The organism is uncultured Cyclobacterium sp. (genome assembly GCF_963977555.1).
GTDB lineage: Bacteria > Bacteroidota > Bacteroidia > Cytophagales > Cyclobacteriaceae > Cyclobacterium.
Map to the genome: position 1 here is coordinate 444,451 of NZ_CAXBPD010000001.1, position 25,897 is coordinate 470,347.

Annotated in this window: 19 protein-coding genes; 9 read left to right on the forward strand and 10 right to left on the reverse strand. The window is 37.4% G+C overall.

Features of this window, described 5'->3' with window-relative positions; translation table 11 throughout:
- Positions 1 to 65: 65 nt before the first annotated feature.
- The 8 genes from AAC073_RS01605 to AAC073_RS01640 all read right to left on the reverse strand — a co-directional run bounded on the left by AAC073_RS01605 (position 66) and on the right by AAC073_RS01640 (position 6,375).
- Positions 66 to 527, reverse strand: a complete 462-nt coding sequence (locus AAC073_RS01605) for a response regulator (RefSeq protein ID WP_339922081.1) — start codon at positions 525 to 527, stop codon at positions 66 to 68.
- Between the two features lie 434 nt (positions 528 to 961).
- Positions 962 to 1,456 (reverse strand): hypothetical protein, encoded by a 495-nt coding sequence (locus tag AAC073_RS01610; protein WP_339922082.1) that lies wholly within the window; start codon positions 1,454 to 1,456, stop codon positions 962 to 964.
- Between the two features lie 228 nt (positions 1,457 to 1,684).
- Positions 1,685 to 2,674 carry an AraC family transcriptional regulator gene (locus tag AAC073_RS01615; RefSeq protein WP_339922083.1) on the reverse strand — a complete coding sequence of 330 codons (990 nt, stop codon included), beginning with the start codon at positions 2,672 to 2,674 and terminating at the stop codon, positions 1,685 to 1,687.
- Positions 2,675 to 3,210: 536 nt separating this feature from the next.
- Positions 3,211 to 3,657 carry a response regulator gene (locus AAC073_RS01620; protein ID WP_339922084.1) on the reverse strand — a complete coding sequence of 149 codons (447 nt, stop codon included), beginning with the start codon at positions 3,655 to 3,657 and terminating at the stop codon, positions 3,211 to 3,213.
- A 9-nt stretch (positions 3,658 to 3,666) separates the two neighbouring features.
- On the reverse strand, positions 3,667 to 4,233 hold the full coding sequence (locus AAC073_RS01625; protein ID WP_339922085.1) for an AraC family transcriptional regulator: 567 nt from the start codon (positions 4,231 to 4,233) through the stop codon (positions 3,667 to 3,669).
- Positions 4,234 to 4,526: 293 nt separating this feature from the next.
- A complete protein-coding gene (locus AAC073_RS01630) occupies positions 4,527 to 4,682 on the reverse strand; it encodes a hypothetical protein (protein ID WP_020890201.1) in 156 nt (51 codons plus the stop codon).
- Between the two features lie 100 nt (positions 4,683 to 4,782).
- On the reverse strand, positions 4,783 to 4,944 hold the full coding sequence (locus AAC073_RS01635) for a DUF1328 domain-containing protein (protein WP_040414012.1): 162 nt from the start codon (positions 4,942 to 4,944) through the stop codon (positions 4,783 to 4,785).
- A gap of 147 nt (positions 4,945 to 5,091) precedes the next feature.
- Positions 5,092 to 6,375 carry a sorbosone dehydrogenase family protein gene (locus AAC073_RS01640; RefSeq protein ID WP_339922086.1) on the reverse strand — a complete coding sequence of 428 codons (1,284 nt, stop codon included), beginning with the start codon at positions 6,373 to 6,375 and terminating at the stop codon, positions 5,092 to 5,094.
- 471 nt (positions 6,376 to 6,846) lie between these two features.
- Here AAC073_RS01640 and AAC073_RS01645 point away from each other — a divergent pair, with 471 nt between their 5' ends.
- The 9 genes from AAC073_RS01645 (at position 6,847) to AAC073_RS01685 (ending at position 20,332) form a co-directional block, all read left to right on the forward strand.
- Positions 6,847 to 8,688 carry an FAD-dependent oxidoreductase gene (locus tag AAC073_RS01645; protein WP_339922087.1) on the forward strand — a complete coding sequence of 614 codons (1,842 nt, stop codon included), beginning with the start codon at positions 6,847 to 6,849 and terminating at the stop codon, positions 8,686 to 8,688.
- Positions 8,689 to 8,712: 24 nt separating this feature from the next.
- On the forward strand, positions 8,713 to 10,707 hold the full coding sequence (locus AAC073_RS01650; RefSeq protein WP_339922088.1) for an SGNH/GDSL hydrolase family protein: 1,995 nt from the start codon (positions 8,713 to 8,715) through the stop codon (positions 10,705 to 10,707).
- A 45-nt stretch (positions 10,708 to 10,752) separates the two neighbouring features.
- Positions 10,753 to 11,844, forward strand: coding sequence for a sulfatase-like hydrolase/transferase (locus AAC073_RS01655; RefSeq protein ID WP_339922089.1), 1,092 nt, complete (start codon positions 10,753 to 10,755; stop codon positions 11,842 to 11,844).
- Positions 11,845 to 11,909: 65 nt separating this feature from the next.
- Positions 11,910 to 12,191, forward strand: coding sequence for a hypothetical protein (locus AAC073_RS01660; protein WP_339922090.1), 282 nt, complete (start codon positions 11,910 to 11,912; stop codon positions 12,189 to 12,191).
- Between the two features lie 247 nt (positions 12,192 to 12,438).
- On the forward strand, positions 12,439 to 13,335 hold the full coding sequence (locus AAC073_RS01665; RefSeq protein WP_339922091.1) for a diacylglycerol kinase family protein: 897 nt from the start codon (positions 12,439 to 12,441) through the stop codon (positions 13,333 to 13,335).
- Positions 13,336 to 14,012: 677 nt separating this feature from the next.
- The gene (locus AAC073_RS01670) at positions 14,013 to 14,444 is read left to right on the forward strand and encodes a hypothetical protein (protein ID WP_339922092.1); all 432 of its coding nucleotides are present in this window, start codon (positions 14,013 to 14,015) and stop codon (positions 14,442 to 14,444) included.
- A gap of 129 nt (positions 14,445 to 14,573) precedes the next feature.
- Positions 14,574 to 15,659 carry an efflux RND transporter periplasmic adaptor subunit gene (locus AAC073_RS01675; RefSeq protein WP_339922093.1) on the forward strand — a complete coding sequence of 362 codons (1,086 nt, stop codon included), beginning with the start codon at positions 14,574 to 14,576 and terminating at the stop codon, positions 15,657 to 15,659.
- Between the two features lie 25 nt (positions 15,660 to 15,684).
- Positions 15,685 to 18,912: an efflux RND transporter permease subunit gene (locus AAC073_RS01680; RefSeq protein WP_339922094.1), complete on the forward strand. Its 3,228-nt coding sequence runs from the start codon at positions 15,685 to 15,687 to the stop codon at positions 18,910 to 18,912.
- 34 nt (positions 18,913 to 18,946) lie between these two features.
- Entirely contained in the window at positions 18,947 to 20,332 is a 1,386-nt protein-coding gene (locus tag AAC073_RS01685; RefSeq protein WP_339922237.1) for a TolC family protein, read from the forward strand.
- Between the two features lie 177 nt (positions 20,333 to 20,509).
- Here AAC073_RS01685 and AAC073_RS01690 read toward each other — a convergent pair whose 3' ends face one another.
- Together AAC073_RS01690 and AAC073_RS01695 are read right to left on the reverse strand one after the other, a co-directional pair.
- On the reverse strand, positions 20,510 to 22,186 hold the full coding sequence (locus AAC073_RS01690; RefSeq protein WP_339922095.1) for a SusD/RagB family nutrient-binding outer membrane lipoprotein: 1,677 nt from the start codon (positions 22,184 to 22,186) through the stop codon (positions 20,510 to 20,512).
- Positions 22,187 to 22,199: 13 nt separating this feature from the next.
- Complete coding sequence (locus tag AAC073_RS01695) at positions 22,200 to 25,868, reverse strand: SusC/RagA family TonB-linked outer membrane protein (protein ID WP_339922096.1); 3,669 nt, start codon at positions 25,866 to 25,868, stop codon at positions 22,200 to 22,202.
- Positions 25,869 to 25,897 lie beyond the last annotated feature (29 nt).

Sequence of the window (25,897 nt, forward strand, 5' to 3'; positions counted from 1 at the left end):
GGTTGGACACTTTTATTTAAATGATCTAAATACAACTAAAGCCTTTGATATAACTGGATATTATTTTATGCTTGAATTACAAAATTATGATTATCCAATGCTGAACACGGATCATTCCAGTCCGTATCCAAAGTACTTTTAAGAATATTTTTCATTTCTGATTGACTGTAAGGCTTTTGAATGTAGCCATTTGCTCCGAGAGCATAAGATTTATCTACATCTGAAGGATTAAATGAGGTTGAAAAAATTATGATACAAATATCCTTCAACCTGATATTTTTTCGAATTTCTTCCAAGCATTCAAAGCCATTCATTATCGGCATGTTAAGATCTAAAAACAAAATATCAGGCAACTCCGCATTTTCATCATTAAGGTAATTCATAAGTTGAATTCCACCATTAAATATAATCGTTCTCACATTAACATTTATGGTGGTAATAGCATCTTGAAAGAGCTCACAATCATCCGAATCATCATCAGCTAAAATGAGCAAATTCTCATTGAGATTATTTTTTAAATTGGTCATGGCAAATAATTTAATCCAAAGAAATTCTTAATCGAGGAATCAAATGGGTGTAAATTTAAATTTATTTTCACTTTGGATGAAGAAATATCTTCAAAAATAAGACCAAAGTAAATCATGAACCTTCCATAATTTATATAAGAATAGTTCCGTTTGTGTTAAACCAATGACTTTCAGTAACTATGAGAACCTAGATTGCAACACTGCTAATTGGTCTCGCAGAAGGATGTGAGTGAGTGACACTGCAAAATAAAAAAAAAATTTAAAAGTTAATATGCGTACTAATCCGATTTTGAAACTTTTACTGATGAAGATCAATCAAGAAGTTTTTAAATGAAAAAATAATATTCCTATGGTAGCGACTTAAAATTTTGTGGTTTAAAGTCAAAATAAGAGAGTTAAATTTTATTAATATTTAAGTAAAAAATTATAAAATATTAGGAATAGTTAATTTTAATCAAAATGTCCCTTAATAACCAAGTCATTTCAATATGAAGTTGAAGCACTTCTGCTATTAAATTTAGAGAATCATTAGAATTAAGATAGATAAAATCATCTTTCAAATATTTACGTATGGATTCTATAATCAATTGGTGATCATCTAGCAAATTCCTTATATAATATTCTGAGTCAGATGAGTTGGTATCAAACTCATTTAGGTTTGCATTTTGCAACCTGTTTTTAAGAGTACCTTGAGAATTAAAATTTAGTTTTCTTATCTGATTATTAATGATATAAAGTGCTTTTTCTATCATTTTGATTTTAGCATGAAAAAAATTAACATGGTCCTCTTTTTCGATGATGACTCTAGATGAGGCTCCTAATGTTTTCGCATACAAAACCAATTCATCGGCTAATAATTGTTGAAAAATTTTAATGTTAATTTTTACGCTTAAATCAGTATACTCAGGATATGTCTTAGTTGATTTCATTTTGATATGCTTATAACCCCAATGGTAACCTAATGACCAGTAAACAAATCAGGTAGATCAACCTACAAACGTTTAACTCCCAATTAACTCTTAGTATCTCTTAAAGAGAAGCCCTATTGGAAAACTTGTTCATAAATTATTGTTATAGGGTCAAAAAAGCCGTCTGATTTAGACGGCCTTAATTTGGTTGTTCGTAATTAAAATAGTTGGTTTGATTTTAATATTATTCTAGGCTGATAAACTCATCAACTGTTGTTTTTCTTTATATTCTTTCGGACTACAATTGTATTTTTGCTTAAAGATCTTGGAGAAATAGCTCCTACTGGTAAAGCCCACACTATATACCACCTGTGATATATTAAGATCTGAAGTTTTTATTAACTCTTCAGCTTTTTCAACCCGTAATGCTCTGATGTAGTCGCTGACAGTAGTGCCATGCATTAATTTAAATCCTTCTTGCAATTTTCCTGGAGACAATCCAGATTGATGGCTTAACTCTGAAATTGAATGCTGCGTTTCAGGGAAGTTTTGAATCGTTTTTGAAACTTCTCTCACAGCTCCTAATTCCCTCTGAGTTAAATTCCCCTTATTCATTTCCTTATTCTTCAAGTCGTCAGTATGTTGCTGAATTTCATAAGCAAGAATTAAATGAACCAATCCTTCGATCATTAAACTTCTAACAATTCCACGTTGCTGTATGGCTTCAAGTTGCTGAATTTTGTCAGCTATTTTCAAATTATAGGATCCAATATATATTGAATTTTTAGATTCTTCCCCTCTTAAAAAAGACTTCTGAATTCTATAATTTAAATTGTGTTTTCGTAGTATATGCTGATTTGAAGTAGTTTTTACCACAATCAGAGAAATTTTAATGTGTTCACCCTTAGTAAAATGTAGCACATTTTCTTCAAAGGCTTTATTTGTTAAAATACCCGTCTGAAAATTTTCAAGTACCTTTTTTGTACTTTGGTTACCAAAGCTATGGGCAACTTTCCCTCGCAAACAATATGCAAAACAAATAGGAGGATTTTCAGCTGTTCCTGCACGTAAAGTAAAATCTTGTGAAAACTTTACGTCAAACTCTAATAATGAAATACCACTTTTAAAGGTAATGCCTCTAATCCTGCCACGACCAAATTCATTGTCTATATCCAGGATGTGTTCTTTTACTTTAACACTTAGGTTACCACTAAAACTTTGTTGTAATTGATCAAACATGTTTTTAATGGCTGTGGAAGAAAGGGATATGGTTGTCATATAGTTAGTAGTAGGGTTAAATATTAAGTTTTGAGTCTCAACTCAGTTAAATTGGTTTTGCAATTAAAACATAGACTGAGTGGCAAAATCTCATTAAACAATCTCTATTGGACCAATAAAAGCCTAATTTTGTATCAGTACATTTAATCACAAATAGTAAAATTGACTGATAACTCAAATCGTTTAACAAATATCTTAAAGGTGGCACCAATTAAGTTACAGAACTTTGGGTTTAGATTGCAAAATTCCATGTTCTATGTAGAAATTATATAAAAAATTATTTTTTAGATTACTTTTTCTATCTAAAAAACTAAAATCCAAAACTGCTATATCTCAATAGAATTTTGGGCATAAAAAACTAAATATCAACACGATACCGGTTTACTAACACCATTTAAAGTGGGTTAAAAGAGAGCCATTTATCAAATCAACAGGCTAAAATGTTACTAATAACGCTTTAAACTTGAGCCTGACAAGTAAATAGGTGGGAAATACTGTTAAAACCGAAACAAAAATGTATTTCGATTCATATTAGAGGTGTGGTACTGCCAATTCAAATGTAGTACGCGTTCAATCACTTCTTTAAGTTTACTAAAACTAGTAGGTTTATTAATATAAATATTGGCCCCATTAACGAAAGTTTCTTCAATGTCCTGTTCTGAAGAAGACGTAGAATATATGGCAATTGCAAGGTCTTTCAATGCGGTATTTTCGCGAATCTCTTGTAAACATTGCATACCATTTTTAGCGGGCATATTTAAATCTAGAAAAATTAGATTTGGGTGTAGAGTACCAGAAAGCGTAAGATAGTCCATTAGTTCTTGACCGTCCTTAAAAAGCATTAGTTCGGTTTTAATAGATAGCTGTTTAATCGCTTCATCGAAAAGCAATCTATCATCTTCATCATCATCAGCAAGAGCTACACGTAGGAAGTTAGTTTGCATTTATAGAAATTAAGGCTTAGAACTTTGAAGTGTTTGGGTTTTCTTCCGACGCATAATGCGCTGGAAACTACTTGGGGTTAACCCTGTAGTTTTTTTAAATTGCCCTGACAAATGAGAAACACTACTATAACTCAACTTATAGGCAATTTCAGTTAGGGTCAAATCTTCGTCACACAATAATTCTTTTACAAGATCTACTTTTCTTAAAATTACATAGTTTTCAATAGATGAATAGGTGTTTTCTGAAAATACTGAAGACAGATAGGAGTAAGTGTAATTGAGCTTATCTGACAAATAGCTAGAAACCTTTATGATCCGAGCATCTTCATCGTTCAACATTTCATCAATGGTATTTTTAATACGGTCTACAAGGGATTGTTTTTGGTCTTCTGAAACTGTAATTCCATACCCTTTCAATGCCTTAAAAAGGGTTTCTTTGGTCTCAAGGGATAATGCTCCTAAGGTATTTATTTCTCCCAAATCTGCTGATGAATAGGGAATTTGAAGCTTTTCCAATTGCTCACGCACTACCTTTTCACAAATTAACTTGAAATTATATCTCAGATAAATTTTCATTAAAAATGACTCAATTAAAGTTTCTTGTCTGGAATTGAGGCAATATAATCACAAATTTTGTATTAAATTCGTCATATTTAAAGAAAATCTGAACATTGCAGTATTTCCCAGTCAATCAGCTGAAACCATGAAACTTATAGTTATTTTCGATACTATGCAAAATAACTAGTTAATCCTCAAAGCTTAAACTACTGATTAATTTAGTTAAAATAAATACAAATAAGACAAAAAAAGGCGGATTTTTCTATTAAGAAAAATCCGCCTTTGGAATTCAATAATTTAAAATCTAACTACTAATTGTCATCAGTAGCGTCATCAATTTCATCTTCCACTTCTTCAGCGCCTTCTTCAATAGCATCACCAGTATCTTCAACTGCCTCCTCTATTTTATCGCCTGTAGTCTCTTTTTTCTCCCTGCAACTTGTTAAAGACAGGAATGAAGTTGTCATCAATGCAATAAGTAAAATATTAATATAACGTTTCATAAGTTCTAACTTTAATTTATAATTGTATTCGATTTATTTAAATGCAAAATCTGATTTGTAATGCCTAAAAACCTTTTCGTCCGAAGATTAAGGAGATGAGGAATAAAACAACGAAAATAAAGAATATTACTTTCGCAATAGAAGCAGCTCCTTCGGCGACACCGCCAAAACCAAATATCGCCGCAATAACTGCTATAATAATGAAAATAATTGTCCAACGTAGCATAGTGAATGTTTTAGGGTTAATAAAAACTAAGCAAGGTTCTTTTATACCTATGGTACAAAATTATCAAATGTGATCCAGTTCAATTGTCTCAATAAATTTTAATCTTGATTCAATACAATTTCAGAATATTATTTATGTAATAAATAATTACTCTGCACTCTCAATTGATTTAGGCGAGACTTTCCAAATAATCCCTCCATCATCATCATTTACTAACAACGAGCCATCTGGTGCGACAGCCACACATACGGGCCTTCCAAAAACTTCGCTTTTCTCTTCGTTTGCAATAAATCCTGTAAGAAAATCTTCGGCCTTTGTTGGTTTACCGTTGTCAAAAGGAATAAAAAGTACTTTGTATCCTGACAAATTAGCTCGGTTCCAAGAACCATGCTGACCTACAAATACCCCGTTCTTATATTTTTCAGGAAATTTATCATCCTTATAAAAAACAAGGCCTAATGATGCTGTATGGCTTCCAACTGGTACGTCAGGAATAATGGCCTTAGCCACCATATCTTCATGGGGATCGTCCTCCCATCGAGGATCTTTTACCTGCCCGTAATAACTATAGGGCCAACCATACCAACCACCTTTTTTGACACTTGTAATATAATCTGGTACCAAATTGTCACCTAACTTGTCACGCTCATTGACTGCAGTCCATAGTTCTCCTGTAACAGGATTGAAATCCATCCCAACTGGGTTTCTTAGCCCGTTTGCATAAATGATTTCTTCTGATCCATCTGGATTAATTTGCAAGATATTGGCTCTTCTCTCTTCTTTCTCCATTCCTTGTTCGCCTGCATTACTCGCAGAACCTACAGAAATAAATATTTTATCTTTTTCCTTACTGGCTATAATATTCCTTGTCCAATGATTGTTGTATCCGCTTGCGGAAAGTGTAACAATCTTCTCCCCTTCTGTAGTTAATTTTGTGTCTCCTTCTTTATAAGGATAGCGATATAGGCCATCCGTATTTGCGACATAAAAAAAGCCCTCAAGTACCAACATTCCAAAATTTTGGTTAAGGTTATCTAGAAACACATGTTGTTCGTCGATATTTCCATCCCCATCATTGTCTCGTAAAAGTGTAATTCTATTGGCGCTGTTCTTAGTATTAGATTCAGCTACAAAAATATCCTTATTGGGCGCGACATAGGTCCATCGTGGATGGTCTAGATTTTCTGCAAATCTGGTAACAACAAAACCTTCTGGGGCTTTAGGTGTCGCATTTTCAGGCCAGTCAACTATTTTACTTTGATTGGTAACCGATTCCGATTTGAAAGGAGCCTCCAGCACAAGGTCGCCAATAGCAGTTTCAACCGTAACGCTTCCATCATCTGCATACTCTTCTTTTTCAGTATCAGTCAATTTCCTATCTTGACAGCCTAAAACAGTTATTATTAAAAACAAAAACAGCCCTCTTTTCATATTCTTTTACTTTTAAACTCCATTATTTAGTTTCTGTATTGAAACGGTAAATTATTAGCTAAGAAAAATCAATTATTTTTAACCGACGAAGGCCTCTCTTTAATGCAACTATTGTTTTCATTAAGTAGCCCCGTCCTAATCTCACTTTAATAATTCTCTTTTTAATTAGCACAAATCATGTACCATTATTTAAAAACACGATTATAAGTAAAGAAAAATTATTAATTTCAATTAGAGTTTTACTGCCTTGATATTTTGAAATGACAAAGGCTAACCTAGAATAATTCTTATAAACTCCTTGTTGGTGGCAGGATAGTTTGAATAATTACAGCAGTAAAAAAGATGAATTTGAGCAAGTTTTATATTAATAGAGGCTTTTCGCTCACAAGTACAGCGGTTTTCTCCATAGAATTTATTTAGAAGCCATCATAAAAACTATCTTTGATTTGGTAATAGAAATTAGCTTTATAGATGAAACAACTTAATTGCGATATTTTGATAGCAGGAGGAGGTCCCGGAGGTTTACCAGCAGCATTGGCTGCTGCTAGAATTGGCGCCAAAGTTATCCTATGTCAGGACAGGTCTGTCCTAGGTGGAAATGCTTCTAGTGAAGTTCGAATGCACATTGTAGGTGCGGATTGTAGTGGTAAGCGAGGTGATTATTTATCAGTTGAGGCCAGAGAATCTGGCATTATCGAGGAAATTCGTCTTGATGCATGCGTCAACAACCCCCAACGCTCACCTTCGGTTTTCGACTTGATTTGGTATGACAAATGCAGAAATGAGCCCAACCTGGAATTAATGCTTAATACCAGGGTATATGCTACCGATTTACAAGGCAAAACAATTAAAAAGGCATACGCTAGAAGAGAGTCCACAGAAGATGAATTTGAAATTGAAGCCAAAATTTTTATTGATTGCACGGGAGATGGCACTATAGGTGCCTGTTCTGAGGCCCCTTATTATGAGGGTAGAGAGTCAAAATCTACTTTCGGGGAAAGTTTGGCTCAAGATAAAAGTGACCACTTAAGATTAGGCTCCTCTCTCATGTTTCAGGCTAAAAAACATGGGAGACCTATGCCTTTTACTGCACCTAAGTGGGCCCGTAAAGTAACCGAAGAAGACCTTATTCTCAGGCCCCATGCTACTCCAGCCATGGACATGGATTTGGGGTTAGAATATGGCTATTGGTGGCTGGAATGGGGCGGTACATTAGACACCATTAAAGACAATGAACTAATAAGAGATGAATTACTCGCGATTTTGCTAGGTGTTTGGGACCATGTAAAAAACGGAGGTGACCACGGGGCTGATAATTGGGCCTTAGAATGGTGTGGATTTCTGCCTGGTAAAAGAGAAAGCAGGAGGTTTCAAGGCCAATACACCTTAACACAAAAAGATGTTCAAGAAGCCAATACTTTTGAAGACGCCATCGCTTATGGCGGATGGCATATTGATATTCACCCTCCTGCAGGAGTAGATGCAATCGAAGAATCGCCTTGTATTCATCATGATGTACCTCAGTTGTACCAAATACCATTAAGAACTACCATCAGTCATACCATTCCCAACCTAATGTTTGCAGGGAGGAACATCTCTGCAAGTCATGTAGCATTTGCTTCAACACGGGTAATGGCGACTTGTGCAGTAGTAGGACAAGCGGTAGGAACAGCTGCAGCTTTGGCCGCAAAAAAGGGGATAGCTCCAGGAGACATTGTAAGCAATAAGGAATTGCTGGGTGATATCCAACAACAGCTTTTAAAGGACGATGCGTTTATACCGGGCATATTAAATCAGGAGAGCGACGATTTGGTGAAATCAGCCCGGATTAAAGCCAACTCAGAACAAAAAGGGGGAGAAGCCATAAATATCATTAGTGGGCAAAACCGGAGTGTTCATGGTAAACGGGGCGTTCGTTCCGAATTAGCTATACCAGGTACCCATCGATGGATGAGTGATCCAAAGACGGGTCTGCCAGCCGCTATTGAACTACATTGGGAAACTTCAAAAAAGATTCGTCACTTACAGGTAATCTTTGATACTGGGGGCCATAGGGTACTCACTTTCAGTCTTGCCGATGAATATACTAAAAAGATGCATTGGGGAAGCCCCCAACCAGAAACGGTAAAAGATTACCAAATCGATACTTTTATAAATAATCAACCAATAGAGACTATATCAGAAGCAAATAACTACCAAAGGCTCCGCAAGCATACGCTCAATGGTGAAGCAATAGATACTGTTAAAATCACCGTTCTGGCTACCCAAGGAATCGATCATGCCCGAATTTTTGAAATCAGGGCTTACGAATAGTTCACAACTGTCTTAGAAATAAATATGATACCCCACAAATTAATGTTGAAAATCTATTTATACCTGGTTTTTATTGGCTTCTATTTTCAAATCTTACCCGGTTTTCCACAATCACATCTTTCTAATAATTTTACTGATAGCACTGAGGTATCTGAATGGAAAGGATTTGAGCGATATGATTTTAGTTTTCAAGGCAAAAAAGCCAGGCTAATATTACCGAAGAAGCCACTTCAAGGAAACCCTTGGATTTGGCGTGCACGATTTCCCGACTGGCATACTGAGGCAGATAGTATTTTGGTATCCGAAGGGTTTCACCTTGCGTATATCAATACCGATAATTTATTTGGAGCTCCGGAAGCTGTTAAAGTGTGGAACGATTTTCACAGGTTTCTAACTGCTGAGCATAGACTACAGTATAAGGTATCTCTGATGGGAGTTAGCAGAGGCGGGCTTTTTATATACAATTGGGCCAAAGAAAATCCTGAAAAGGTTGCCTCCATTTATGCCGAAGCTCCTGTATTGGATTTTAAAAGTTGGCCAGGAGGCTTTGGGGAAAGTGAGGGATCTCCAAAAGATTGGGACAAGCTTAAAAAAGTTTACAATTTTGCCAATGATGAAGAGGCAAAAGCATATAGTAATAACCCTATTGACAACTTAATGAAACTACCTGCCCACCGGGTGCCTATACTTCATATGATAGGACTTGAGGATCAAGTGGTACCTGTTGATGAAAACACCCTACCATTTGTTCAGAAATACATTAAGGCTGGTGGAATTGCTACAGTAGTGACATCCGTAAATGGTGAACAAAGCTTAAAAGGTCATCATTTCCCCATTCAAACGCCCCGATTGGTGGCTGATTTTATTAAATACAACGCTAAACAAGCCTTACCCTTGCGTTCCGAAGAATACCATCAAACCAATGGGGGAATAAAAAATACTCTAATCAATTTTTCTCAAAAAGGAAGTGGACGTGTAGCCTTTTTAGGCGGTTCCATCACTCACAACCCTGGTTGGAGAGACAGTGTAAGTAATTACCTGCAGAACAGGTTTCAAAACACTGATTTGGTATTTATCAATGCTGGTATTCCTTCTATGGGAAGTACTCCATCTGCATTTCGACTAGAGAAAGATGTTTTAGCTAAAGGCAAAATTGATCTTTTGTTTATAGAAGCAGCTGTAAACGATTCAGGCAACGGAAGAACTTCTACTGAACAAAAGCGCGCATTGGAAGGCATCATCAGACATGCACGGCAAGTAAATCCTCAAATGGATATCGTTGTAATGCATTTTGTTGATCCAGGAAAAATGGCCTCCTACAACCAAGGTTTAGTTCCAGAAGTAATCAAAAACCATCAGTACGTGGCAGACTATTACAATATCTCAACCATAAACCTCGCAAAAGAAGTAACAGACAGAATCAATGCTGGAGAATTTACCTGGGAAGATGATTTTAAAGATCTTCATCCTTCACCGTTTGGCCAGGGAATTTACGGCAATTCTATTATTACTTTCCTTAAAAACAGCTATGAAAAAAGTCAAAATTTAACCGATAAAACAACCAACTATTCCACAGCAGAAAGGATGGATGCTTTTTCCTATGACAAAGGAAGGTTAATTGATATAGCCGAGGCAAAATTGGCTAAAGGTTGGCACATAGCTCCTAACTGGAAGCCAGGTGACGATGAGAAAACAAGACCAGGTTTTGTAAATGAGCCTTTTTTGATAGGTAACAAAGGAGCTAAATCCCTTAAATTAAGTTTCGAAGGCAATACAGTAGGAATTGCAGTTGCATCAGGCCAGGATGCTGCCAAGATTAGCTATAGAATTGATAAAGGAAATTGGCAACAGTTAGACCTATTGACCAAATGGAGCAAGCAGCTTCATTTGCCATGGTATTATACTTTAGCCAGTGAATTAGAAAATGCCCCTCACCTATTAGAAATAAGAGTACCTGATAGTCTTAATGACAATCTCCAGCGTAAAGCTTGTAGAATTCGTTACTTTTATGTGAATTAAAACTAAAATTCTGGACATTCCATATACAAAAAACCCGACCAAAAGATGAAGAAAATATCACTGCTGCTATTAATTGGATTGGTTTTTAACACCGCCCAGATCCAGGCACAAAAAAGAACCCAAACCGAAAATATCATTCTTATAACGGTGGACGGACTTCGTTGGCAGGAGGTATTTAAAGGTGCCGATTCTTTATTCATAGATGACACTGGGATGGTCGAGAATACCCATGAGCTAATGGATGCATTTTGGGATGTTGATCAGTTCAAGCGAAGAGAAATGTTGATGCCTTTCTTTTGGGGACCATTAAAATCAAAAGGGCAACTTTATGGCAATAGGACTTACGGTAACTTGGTAGAGAACAGTAATACCATGCTATTTTCTTATCCTGGTTACAATGAAGTATTAAGTGGTTTTGCTGATGATGAACGCATCACTTCAAACTCAAAAACAAACAATCCAAATGTAACTTTACTGGAGTATTTAAATCAAATGCCAGAATACAAAAATAAGGTATTGGCTTATGGGAGCTGGGATGTTTTCCCCTACATTATTAATGAAGAACGAAGCAAGGTTCTCGTGAATGCTGGTTTTGACCTTGCCGAAGGAGCTGACCTAACTGATAAAGAAATTATGATCAACCGCCTTCAAAATGAAATAAGAGGCCCTTGGGGAGGAGTTAGGCTAGATGCATTTACGCACAATTATGCTTTAGAGGGAATTTTCAAACATGCTCCTAAAGTAACGTATATTGCTTATGGCGAACCTGATGATTGGGCGCATGACAATGAATACGATCAGTACCTATATTCCATCCATCAATTTGATGCCTACCTAAAAGCGCTTTGGGATTACATCCAAAGTACGCCTCAGTACAAGGATAAAACAACAATGATCATCACCACAGATCATGGTAGAGGAACAAACAATAAATCATGGACAGGCCATGGCTCATCCATTCCAGAAGCAAAAGAAATATGGATGGCAGCTATAGGACCTGATACCCCTGCGACTGGAGAAATGAAGATGAAAGGACTGTGGCATTCCTCCATGATCGCTAGCACTATTTTCAATCTTTTGGGAATGGAATATCCGGATGAAAAGGCTGGTGAAACCATAAAAGAAATGATAAAGTAAGGTCTGCGGGAAAACTTAAGGCTGCAAATAATCGTTTATCCTGAAACAATATCGTCCACTAAGGTATGACTGCCTTCCAAAAATATACCCCTATCAATTGTTCATTCTTTGACCGACTACAGCATTGGTCAACGAGAAAAGAAATTGTTGAAATCATTTTTATCGACAAAGACGCAAATACCAACACTTTACGCACAAGAATCCTGGACCTTTTTACCAAAAATAGCGAAGAATTTATCGTGTTAGAAAGCGGTCATAAATTCCGCCTAGATCAACTAATTAGCGTCAATGGGTTAATGGTGAGCTCTTGCGAAATTGACAATCCCAAATCAAGGTATGATTCTTGACAGACACATTAATTACTCTTAGCATCTAGTTTAAATGTAGAATTAAAAACAAGACTAATATTAGCAATTATTGGAAAAAATGGGGAGGGTTTGGCCCTCCGCGCTATTTAGAATTTCACCTAATTGTTACAACTCTTTAGCAGGCGATAATTAATATGAGACCAAAATAAATTTCAATGTTTATCGTTTATGAAAATTGAAATATTTTTAAAAAAGTTCAGCAACCTAAAAACCTAACAGAAAAACCATGAAATTACTTTTCATAGTAAACCCCATCTCTGGGGATGTGGACAAAGAGCCATTTATCAAAAATGCCAAAGAATTGTGTCTTAAATATGGAATAGTAAATCATTTTTTTAAAACAACTGGCAAAAATGATAAAGAAAAAGTACAGAAAGTCATTGCAGAATTTGGGCCTGATAGAATAGCCTCTGTTGGTGGTGATGGTACAACCTTGTTTTCGGCTATTGCATTGATGAAGGAAAAAATCCCCATGGGCATTATTCCGCTAGGCTCGGCAAATGGTATGGCTGTAGAATTGGGTGTGAATTCAAATCCCGTTGAAGCTTTAAAGGACCTGATCATGTCTTCCATGATTAAGAACCTTGACATGCTGAAAGTCAATGACAAACATTTTTCCCTTCATATTGGTGATGTAGGAATAAATGCAGAGATCGTAGCTTCCTATGAAAAGGATTCCAACAGAGGAATGGCCACTTATGCAAAATATTTTTTGGATGAGTTAAGGAAAATCGATCCTTTTGAAATTGAAGTTGAGGCAAACAATGAAAAAATAAGCGAGAAGGCAGTGATGGTAGGAATTTGTAATTCTAGAAAATATGGAACTGGAATACCACTTAATATTAATGGTAACCCTATGGATGGCAAGTTTGAAATAATTTTGGTAAAAGATTTAAATGCTCAATTTTTAATCAATGCAGGTCTTTCTAAATTCAATGATGTCTTTTATATGGAAGAAAACATTACCGCTATAAGCACGGACATGGCAACTTTGAAATTTGATCAAGCCCGAATTTTGCAACTTGACGGTGAGGTAATTGGGAAATTTGATCGACTTAAAGTTGAAATTATCAAAGGAGCCATTAGCTTAATTACTTCCAAGGACAATCAATATGTAGAATAGTCACTTCCTTCAAGCCAAAAGAAGGTTATAGAATTCCATTAAGTGGTCTTAATTCTAGAGATAAAGGCTTTTGCTGAATTGGCTTTCAGATAGGTTGACTCCTAATATGGTATTTCTGATAATATAGTATTGAAAAAAGCCAACTAATAATACCGCATAAGAGCTCAACATTTTAGTCCTATTGTTATAGATTTAGAGACCCATAGCTATATCATTAGGATAAGTGTAAATTCTAAATATCAATACTTTTTTTCCTAAAAAGTAATTAACCTATAATAGGCTTATAGATTGATCAGTATTTTTCTCAATATTTAAAAAAATGACAATTAATTACCTTCAGATTAAAATAATTTTTATTTGAATTTTAATCTCAAGCTGCAGCATTTTTAAAAAATTAATATGAAAATTTACGATTTAAGGGGGCTCAAAACTGACTGGCAAGGCAGTTGAAAAATACATAAATCACTGATTATAAATTTTTTACTAAAAAAAATATCTGTTTTTTTTTATCAATGAATTGGAGTGGAAGCTGATTTTTTTTTGAATTTGACTGTTTTTTAAATCTAAAAAGATCCTAATATTTGGCATTTCTCCTCTACTCGATAAATATCTTTTCCATAAAAAAAATATCAAAATATTAAAACAATTAAAAATTTTTTATAGGTTTGTTGATCTAAATGAAAAGTAAGAGACATTTTATAAAGAATTCTATTCAGAACCCCTTCCTAATAGGGACCTCATTGGCATCCTGCTTTTTGATGCTACTATTTGGCCCAATTTTTTTGGGAGCGAATTCTACTGAGGAGATTTCAGAAAGCTCAAATCAGCAAGTCTCTTTTCTTTCCGCCAATGACATACTAAGTGACATTCATTATTTTTTGCATTTTCCATTTGAAGGAGATTCTCCTGAAGAACAAGAAAGTGAAAATGAGTCCAACAAAACGCTGGATGAAGACAGTGAAAGTTTCTATGTAAATTCCGCTTTTTTTTCAAAAGCAGGGTACAATCTGGAGAAAACTTTGTTTTCCCAATTGAGCCTATCTATTCATAATAGGTCTAAAATTTCACTCGTTATTCTTTACCATTCCTGGAAGAGTTTCCTCGCCTAATTTTTTTCATTTCACCCGAATACTTCATTAAGGTCTTGACCTATGATTTATTCCAATCCCTTTAAATAAGCAGATTTTCATTTGCAAAAGGGCAATCTATTTCAACTTTTACAAAAAATCAGATTAATTATGACGAGGATATTAATTCTTCTCTGTTTGGTAGGAATACTAGGCAATACTGCGTGCGAGCATAAAAAAGAAGCGGAACACCATGAATCCACCTTCCTAATTACGAGTCCAATCAAAATGGATACGGTAGTTTTTCAGGAATACGTAAGTCAGGTTCACTCCATACAACACATAGAGCTTAGAGCACTCGAAAGAGGCTATCTGCAAAAAGTATTTGTAGATGAGGGGCAACACATTAAGAAAGGACAACTTATGTTCCAGATAATGCCACTTATCTATGAGGCTGAAAAGCAAAGGGCATCAGCAGAGGCAGACTTTGCAGAAATAGAATACAGTAATACACAGAGTCTTGCAGACAGCAACATCGTCTCTTACAACGAACTGGCCATGTCCCGAGCAAAACTAGCCAAGGCAACAGCCGAACTCAATCTAGCAAAAGCACACCTGGGATTTACTGAAATCAGAGCGCCATTCGACGGTATTATGGGACGTTTTCAGGTAAGATTGGGAAGTCTTTTAGACGAAGGAGAGTTGTTGTCAACCTTATCCGACAATAGTAAAATGTGGGTGTATTTTAATGTTCCTGAAGCCGAGTACTTAGATTATGCATCCACTACAGGTTTAGAGAACATGCCTGAAGTGCAATTCAAAATGGCCAATAATAAAAATTTTAGTCACTCAGGAGTAATTGAAACCATTGAAGCGGACTTTAATAATGAAACAGGAAACATTGCCTTCAGGGCTACATTCCCGAATGAGAAGGGCATATTGAGACATGGTGAAACAGGTAATATTCTAATGCCCGTACCCTTCGAGAACGCATTGATTATCCCCCAAAAAGCTACCTTCGAGATTTTAGATAGAAAGTACGTCTATGTGGTGGATGACTCGAACACTTTGAGGACGACTGAAATAACTATAGCTCACGAAGTTCCACATTTGTACATGGTAAGTAGTGGGTTAAAGGAGGATGATAAAATTCTAATTGAAGGCCTAAGAAAAGTTAAAAACAACCAAGAAATAAAGTATGATTTTCTTGACCAAAAAGAAATTTTGAAAGATTTAAACCTGCTTCATGCAGAGTAAATTTAACCCTTAAATTACTTTAGACATGTTTAGCAAGTTTATACAAAGGCCGGTTTTAGCGATAGCTATCTCCCTGGCCATCATATTCCTAGGAATATTAGCTATAATGACAAGGCCTATTTCACAATTCCCAGAAATAGCCCCTCCACGTGTAAATATTTTCATAGCCTATCCCGGATCCAGTGCAGATGTGCTGGTCAAATCAACCTTAATCCCTTTGGAAAGAGCGATTAACGGTGTACAAGGCATGCAATACATTATCTCCGATGCAACAAGTGCTGGAGAGGCCACCATCCAGATAATATTTGAACCTGGAACGGATCCAAATGCAGCAGTAGTCAACGTGAAAACCAGAATAGATCAGGTGATGAACAATCTTCCCCCTCTGGTACAAAGGGAAGGTGTAATCATTACCCCTATCCAACCAAGTATGTTGATGTATGTTAACCTTTTCAGTAAAGACAAAAATGCTGATGAGAAATTTCTATATAACTATGCCAATGTCAACATTCTACCGGAGCTTCAAAGGATTAGTGGAATGGGTAGGGCTACCATTCTGGGTAGCCGCCAATATGCAATGCGTGTTTGGTTAAAACCAGATAGAATGAGGGCATACAACGTTTCCACAGAGGAAGTGCTGGCAGCCATTGATGAACAAAGTGTCATCGGCAGGCCTGGTAGACTGGGGCAGAGTTCTGGTAAAACAGCCCAATCGATAGAATATGTATTGACTTATAAGGGTCGCTTTAATTTACCCGAAGAATATGAAGACATCATTATTAAGGCAACCCCTGAAGGGGAAATTTTGATGCTCAAGGATATAGCAGAGGTAGAGCTTGGCAGTGAATTCTTTGATATTTATTCGAATAAAGATGGCTATCCAGCAGCTTCGATGGTATTGAAGCAAAACTTTGGAAGTAACGCCAGTGAAGTAATTGACAAAGTAAAATTAAAATTAACTGAACTTGAGCAGAATTTCCCTCCAGGCATGTCATACGAGATCAATTATGATGTCTCCACTTTTGTGGATGCATCGATAGATAAAGTACTGCATACTTTAGTAGAGGCTTTCATTCTAGTAGCTTTGGTCGTCTTCCTATTCCTTGGTGATTTAAGGTCTACCATAATTCCGGCCATTGCGGTCCCCGTTTCTTTAATAGGTGCATTTGTTTTTATGCAGTTATTTGGTTTAACAATAAACATGATCACACTATTTGCCCTTGTATTGGCAATAGGTATCGTAGTCGACGATGCGATTGTAGTAGTTGAGGCCGTTCATGCTAAAATGGAAGAGGAGAATCTCAGCCCATTTAAGGCAGTAAAAAAGGTACTTGGGGAGATCAGTGGTGCGATTATAGCCATTACCCTGGTCATGACAGCAGTATTTATTCCTGTTGCTTTTATGACTGGCCCAGTAGGTGTTTTTTACAGGCAATTTTCCATTACTATGGCCAGTGCAATCGTACTTTCAGGATTGGTAGCCCTTACGCTTACACCTGTTTTGTGCGCGATGATTCTTAAAAATAATCATGGAAAACCTCGAAAAAAATCCCCAGTAGATCTATTCCTCGATTGGTTCAATAGAAAATTCGAGAAAGTTACCGATAAATATGAAGGCTTACTTAAGCTTATTGTTAACCGAAAAGTAGTCACCTATGGTGTTCTTCTGGCTTTTGGTTTTGGGATTTTTGCAGTCAATGAAAATTTACCTACAGGATTTATACCCAATGAGGATCAAGGAATGATCTATGCGATTATTCAGACCCCTCCAGGCTCAACTTTGGAAATCACCAATGAAGTATCAAGAAAACTTCAAGAAATTGCCGAAGAGATTGATGGTATCCAATCCGTATCTTCTTTAGCAGGGTATGAAATCCTTACAGAAGGAAGGGGATCAAATGCAGGTACCTGCCTCATTAACCTTAAAAACTGGGAGGAAAGAGAACACTCTGTCACAGAGATACTAGAGGAACTTGAGGAAAAAACCAAAGACTTGGGAGCTGTTATTGAGTACTTCGAGCCACCAGCAGTGCCTGGTTATGGTGCATCAGATGGTTTTTCCCTAAGAATGTTGGACAAAAACAGTACGGTTGATTACCAAGAGTTTGACCAGGTAAACCGTGATTTCATGGATGCATTAGGAGAGCGGCCTGAACTAAGCGGGCTATTCACTTTCTTTGCTGCCAATTACCCTCAATTTGAATTGACAATAGACAATAAATTAGCCATGCAAAAAGGGGTGTCCATAGGCAAAGCCATGGAAAACCTCGATGTACTTATCGGTAGTACCTATGAGCAAGGCTTTGTTAGGTTTGGAAATTTCTTTAAAGTTTATACTCAATCAGCTCCGGAATTTCGAAAGATGCCTTCGGATATTTTGAAACTATTCATTAAAAATGATCACGGAGAGATGGTTCCTTATTCTGCTTTTATGAAAATGGAGAAAAAACAAGGACCAAATGAAATCACTAGATTCAACTTGTACACCTCCTCCTCTATCAAGGGCGTCCCGGCAAAGGGATACACTAGTGGTGATGCTATAAAAGCTATTCAGGAAGTGGCAGCACAATCGCTACCCAATGGATATGACATCGCTTGGGAGGGGCTTTCCTACGATGAATCCAGAAGAGGAAATGAGGCCATCTACATCTTTATCGTGGTTTTAATCTTCGTGTATTTGGTATTGGCTGCTCAATATGAAAGTTTTATCATTCCCTTGGCTGTTATCCTTTCTTTACCAATAGGTGTTTTTGGATCCTTTTTAATGTTGAAATTCATGGGACTCGCCAATGATATTTATGCGCAGATTGGCTTGATAATGTTAGTAGGTCTCTTAGGGAAAAATGCGGTGTTGATTGTGGAATTTGCCATTCAGAAGCACCAACAAGGCTCTACTATTCTTGAAGCTGCTATAATTGGTGCCAAGGTTAGATTCCGTCCTATTTTGATGACTTCATTTGCTTTTATCGCAGGACTTATTCCTTTGGTAATCGCTACAGGAGCCGGCGCAATAGGTAACAAAACCATTGGCTCTTCAGCTATGGGAGGAATGTTATTCGGGACCATATTTGGTGTGATAATCGTACCAGGCCTATACTATATTTTCGGCAGTATCGCAGAAGGCAGAACATTGATCAGAGATGAAGATGAGACACCGCTAAGTGAAGACTACGTAAGAAGGCAATCCGATTCAAGATTGCTTAAGAAACTAAAGAAATTATTGTCGAAAAACGAACTAGAAAATGGTCACTAAATCCCTAATAAATACGACAACCCTGTTGCTTTGCATGCTTCTTGTTTGGGGATGTAAGGTACCTCAGGCGACAACAATTGATGAAAGCAAATCTGTTCCGGATAGTTTCAACCAATCTAAAGACAGCACAAACAGTGCCACTACCGACTGGAAAGCTTTTTTTACTGATCCTCAGTTAATAACCTTGATAGATACTGCTCTTGCTAACAATCAGGAGCTGAACATTATGCTACAGGAAATTGCAGTAGACAATACCGAGATCCTGGCAAGGAAAGGCGAGTATTTACCTTTTGTAAATCTAGGATTGGGTGCTGGCATGGAGAAAGATGGAGAATATACCAGACATGGGGCTGTAGATGAAAGCCTGAATATAAGGGAAGGCAAGGCCATTCCTAATCCTTTGCCGGATTTTATGGTAGGCGCTTTTGCTTCCTGGGAGTTAGATGTTTGGAAAAAACTACGAAATGGTAAGAAGGCAGCAGTAACAAGGTATTTATCTAGTGTTGAAGGTAAAAATTTCATGGTCACTAATTTGATCGCAGAAATTTCAAGCGCTTATTATGAGCTTATGGCCTTGGACAATTTGTTGGAAATTATTCAAAAAAATATAGGCATTCAAAAGAATGCACTACATATTATTGAACAACAAAAACAGGCCGCCCAAACTACGCAATTGGCAGTAAACAGATTTGCTGCGCAAGTACTTAACACCGAGAACCTGCAATACAAAATCAAGCAGCAGATTGTTGAAACAGAAAACGAAATCAACTTTCTTGTAGGCCGATTTCCACAAAGCATAGAAAGAAGCTCTTCTGGATTCAATGACATAACGGTTGACGAAATTCATTCTGGAATTCCTTCCCAATTGTTGGTCAATAGACCGGATATTAAGCAAGCTGAACTAGCTTTAGCGGCATCCAAACTTGATGTTGCGATAGCACGAGCGAATTTTTACCCTTCTTTCAGTATTGAAGCGGGGGTAGGTTTCGGATCCTTTAATCCAAAATACCTGGTCAACCCTCAATCTTTATTATACAATTTGGGCGGGGATTTGATGGCACCATTGGTGAATAAAAATGCAATAAAAGCTACATATAATAGTGCCAATGCAAAGCAGTTGCAGGCGGTTTACAGTTATGAGCAAACCATTTTGCAAGCCTATATAGAAGTAGCCAATCAGCTTTCGCAAATAGCCAATACGAATGAAAGCTATAAGACAAAGTCAAAAGAGGTAGAATTACTCAACCAATCTATCACCATATCGAATAGCTTGTTCCGCTCAGCAAGAGCAGATTACATGGAGGTCCTGCTTACCCAAAGGGAAGCATTAGAATCCAGAATGGAGCTAATAGAAATAAAAATGAGCCAGATGAATGCTAAAGTAAATATCTACAAAGCACTCGGTGGAGGTTGGAATTAATACGTTTTATCTCCTTTATAATAACCATAAAAAACAAAAAGCCACTTGAATTATCAAGTGGCTTTTTGCTTTTCTTTAAGGTTAACATAGGATTTGCAATAGCCTACCCTACTTAATCCGTCTTGTTGGAATCACTCTAAAATCAGCAACTCGAATGTCCATTATAACTTCTTGCCATTACCAGGGTTTTGCTGAGTTCTGCAACAACCACATTTTAGCATATGGATGATCCTTACTTTGTCCTGCAGGAATAAATTGGGTATCCTCAAGTGAGGATATAGCCTGCTCATAATTGACCAAATAATTTGGATCCAGGTTAGGAGAAGGATACATGTACCTGACAGGAATAGCCGCACCAAATTGTGTGACTGGCCCTACCTCCAATACTGGGTAACCCGTTCTTCTCCAATCAAACCAGGCTTGGGGGTTTTGCCAATTGGCTATCCATTTTTGATCAATAATCCGCTGTGCTTTATTGGTGCTTTTAGCATACGAAACTGCTTCCTGCTCGTAATAGGTATCAAAATTGAAGTCCCCCGAATTTGAGAGTATACCATATTTTTCCATTGAAGCACGAATCCCTTCTTTGTAATGTGCTTCTGGGTCATTGGCCCCAAGCCCTCCTAAAAGTGCTGCCTCAGCCATAAGAAATTTTATTTCACTATAGGTAATCAGGTTCATACTTACATAGCTGTCCTGATTTTTCCTATACCTTTCATGCAGGTAAGAGATGTAAGGACTTCTTTCTGGGTGATACCCTTCTTCATCATCCCCCTTATTGTACGACATGGCCTCCACGATAGGAAGGCCAACCGGTAAGCCAACATATAAATTGGTATTCACAGCTACTCCGTCAGGAGCTGGTTTAAACCGAACCGTTGCCGATTCCCCAAGAATATTGGTTACCACAGAATCCTTTTCTACCGTCACTTGATCATCCCATTTGTACTGCACAGGCAATACCCAACGGTATAGTCGAGGATCATTCAAGTCGATGAGTTTGTCTACAAGTGTTTGTGCCGGCTTTAATAATAAGTTAGGATTTGGACTGTTTAATGGTCCTCCAGGTGTAGCATTATTTTCATCTGTACCAAGAAAATTAACTTTTGCATCATCACTATTGTCCATAAATGTAAATTGCGAAGCCTCATTAAATTCTTTATCCAAATCAATTCCCAAGGAAGCCATGTCGGACTTTTTATTAATCAATCTCATGCTGTACCGCATTCGCAAAGCATTGGCAAACCTTCTCCACTTCTGGGCATCACCTCCATACATTATATCGGATGTAGCATTTACCACATCTTTGGTAGGATCAAGATTTTGGAGTATCGCATCTGCTTCTCTCAAGTCTACCAGGATGCCATTGTAAACATCTATCTGGCGATCGTATATAGGGAAAAACACATCATTATTTGCCTGTAAAGCGCTGGAATATGGAATATCTCCATAGAGATCACTCATAAGGCCGTAATGAAATGAGCGAATTATTAAGGCTATTCCTTTAAAGAAATCATTGTTTTCATCTACTGCATTTTCATAGATAACTTGATTGTTCCTAAGTATATCAAAATAGCTATTCCATGATTCATGTCCCCAGCCATAGAAATTTACCACTACCGCACCTTCATTGGTCCCCCGTTGTACATATTGCATTGCTCCAGCAATTTTGGAATTTTCATAGCCCAGGTTATGATAGGTTTTGGCTGTATTTGACAATACATAGGTAAGAATATAATTGGAAGACACCTGTTCAGGACTATTTGGGTTCATGTTTACCTCAGTGAGGTCTTCACAAGCCCAAAAAGTCGTTATCAATCCAATACAAAGTATATTTTTTAATAGATTTTTCATGGCTATTCTTCAGTTAAAATTCAGCATTTAATTTCAGTCCCAGAGAACCGGTCCAGGGCATTACATTGTAATATTCCACGCCCTGTATCCAACGGTTACCAGTTTGCCTAAAGGCCCTTTCAGGATCTACTCCATTTCCTGCTTCGGTCCAGACAAAAAGATTGTTGCCCACCACTGAAAGTGAAGCACTCCTCAGGCTAATTTTATCCAACCAGCTTGTTGGCAACTGATAGGTAACTGCTATTTCCCTTAATTTGACATAAGTAGCACTGTAGAGGTTTCTGTCTGGAAAAGGCCTATGAGCATACCTGTAGGCCTGGAAAGGATTTAGCCATTGTGTAGTAGCCCCACCCAAATTTTCTATGTAGACGATGTTTCCTTCTGCGTCTCGACTTTCGCGTACCCCCACATTAAAACTAGCATCTTCCTCTCTGAAATTGGCTTCATCTCCAGGCCATGGAAGTCCACCATAGGCGGCATTTCTTCCCCCTATCCATTTACCAAAATAGGCTTCTGGATTATCCTTAACCTGATCTTCAATAGGTCTTCCTGCATCATATGAAACCCCTGAGAGTGTTTCTTCCAGCATCCCATTGTTTCCTAAAAACATCATCGTATTGGAATAAAATTCTCCTCCCTGTCTCCAATCTATATTGGCATATAAACTAAATTTCTTGTACCTAAATGTCGGTTGGAATGACAACATAAGGTCGTGATTGAAATTCCCAATTTTAACTAAGTTATTTACATCCTGATCTTCTTGATATAACCCACTTCCGGTAAGTACAGGATATCCGAAATAAGCTGACTCTTGATCTTTTACAGTGAGCACGGGGCGCATGTAGATGTCACCAATATCTCCACCCACATAGGTTCTCAATTCAGCACCGCTATATGAAGTAAAATTATAATAGGTGATCCCATCTGCCAGCTCTTTGATACTTGTTCGATTTCTGGATAGATTAACATTTAGGTCCCATCTAAAATCCCCTGCAATTATTGGGGTAGTGCTAATTCCTAATTCAAAGCCTCGGCTTTCCACCAATCCAGCATTAATCAATTTACTACTAGCACCAGATTCTATAGGAAGATCTATAGGTAATACCTGATTTTTATTGCCGCGGACATAGTAGGTCGCTTCTATTCCCAATCGGTTGTTGAAAAGAGAAATATCCAGGCCAGCTTCTGAGGAGGTTGATATTTCAGGTTTTAAGGAAGCATTTCTTAATAGCCCCCCCATGTACATACTCTTTGCGGTTCCCCAGTCCAATGCGGTTCCAAAAGTCGGGACCAGGCTATAAGGTGCTACATCATTACCCACTTGAGCGATGCCTGCCCTAAATTTAAAAAGATCAACGAAAGAAGGCATCTCGACCATCTCTGAGACAATGGCACTTAAAGAAACGGATGGGTAGAAATAAGATCGATTTTCTATAGGTAAGGTACTGGACCAATCGTTTCTTGCTGTTATATCAAGGAATAATTTATTTTGGTAACCAGTAGATAAAGAGCCATAAATACCATAAATCACTTTCCAGAAATGTTGGCTATCGTAAGATACCGTACCTGGTGCACCATTGGCAATTGTATACAACATGGGAATAACCAACTGACCGGCATTATTGTCCACAAAGCTGTACTTTTGCTCCATTCTATTGGCTCCAGCCAAGGCGGTTATGTTCCAGTTTTCATTGAAGATTTTCTGGTAATTCATCATGAAATCCAGGTTATTCTCCTTATTGAAATTATTTCTTATATGGTAGCCTCCATTGATCTGATCATAATTATTATATGCAATGATTGCCTCTTGTTGCTCTTCATAGGAATCCCTAGCATAGCGAAGTAGCATGCTTAAATTATTAGTAACGTCATAATCGAGCTGTAGCTTACTCACCGTTCTATTCCTATCAAAACCGGTAGGATTTTCATTTATGACAAAATAAGGGTTGTTTTGCTTTTCTTTGTATTTCCGTTGCAGTATACCTTCGGATCCTGGAATCCAATATTGCTCCAAATCTAAGATATTCACCTGAGGTCCTGTTTCAAAAAGACTCCTAACAGGAGAAGTTCTACCACCGTCAATAATCGGCCTGTTATCAGAACCAGATTCTGTGATATTAATGGTTGCTGTAGCTCTCAATTTATTGGTAATATTGTAATTGGTGTTGAGCCCTATGGTAAGTCTGGAGAAATCTGTATTGGGTATAATTCCTTCATTTGACATGTTCCCTACTGACAATCGAAAGCTGCCTTCGTCATAATCTCCATTGACAGCTATATTATTGGTATTTGTATACCCTGTCTGAAAGAAGTCTTTAAACCGATCAGGATAAGAGACAAGTGGTGCAGGCTCCCCGTTAGAATTCCATTGAACCCACTCCTCTCCTACATCCAGCTCCGGTCCCCAACTCTCATTTTCACTTTCTTCAAAAACATGTGCGCCACTTTTTCCAGAGGCAAATTCATTTTGTATTGGAAGATACCGAAAGGGAAAATCCATCACCACTGAGGAACTCACAGCCACTCCAATGCCTTTTCTTCCCGAACCAGACTTAGTTGTAATCAATACTACCCCATTACCAGCCCTTGAACCATATAAGGCTGCAGCACTCGGACCTTTAAGAATAGATACATTTTCGATGTCGTTGGGGTTGATGTCTGAAATGGGATTCCCCATATCCGCTCCGCCAAATCCATTGTTCAACTTATTGGCTACCGGTACTCCATCAATTACAAAAAGCGGTTGATTGTCACTATTGAGGGAATTTCCGCCTCTAATAATGATATTAACTGATGACCCAGCGGCACCATCCATTTGAGATATCTGTACGCCTGCAACTTTTCCAGCCATGGCGTTCAAGACATTGTTTTGTGGTGTTTCAGTAAGGTCTCTCCCATCTACACTACCTACTGAATATCCGAGGGATTGCTTTTCTCTTTTTACACCCAAGGCAGTAACCACAGCTTCTTGTAGTGATTTCATGTCTTCAAGTAATACAATGTCAATTATTTCACGGTTACCTACCGTAACCTCTTGTCTCTCAAAACCTATAAAAGAAAAAACCAAAACGGCATTTTCTCTGTCGAATTCTAAATTATAATTTCCATCCTGATCAGTAATTGTTCCTGATGAAGTACCTTTTAAGAGTACAGTAACTCCCGGCAGTCCCAAACCATCGACATCAGATGTAACTTTACCTCTGACCTTCTGATTGGCGATCATTTGGTATTGGCTTGATTGAACACCATTGTCAAGGGAGGCAACCTGAATTAGTTCGCTGTTGTCAGAGACAAGCCTGGCCAATTCAGCCATGCTTTTGCCTGACTGTTTGTTTTTAGGCACAATCACATAAGATCCTCCTTTTTGCTTTACAAACGAGAGTTCATAAGGGCTAAGTAGTCTTAGGAGATTTTTTTCAAGTCCTTTTTCCCAATCGATTAATGTACTGTCTACCGAAAGGTTCTTTATCATTCCATCGGCGAATAATATATCTGCTTTGTAAAAATCTTTCAGCTTATCCAACGCATCAGCCAAAGCGATATCATATTGGTGTTTGCCCATTGTAAGATGCGCCAATTGCTGGGGCTTTATGCCAGCAGCATAGGCAGTTGTGAGTGGACCAAAATGCAACAGGGAGCAAAATGTCCAAACCAAAAGTGAAAAGGGTAAAATCTTTTTCATATTAGATTTAGGGTTTAAATTTTTGACTA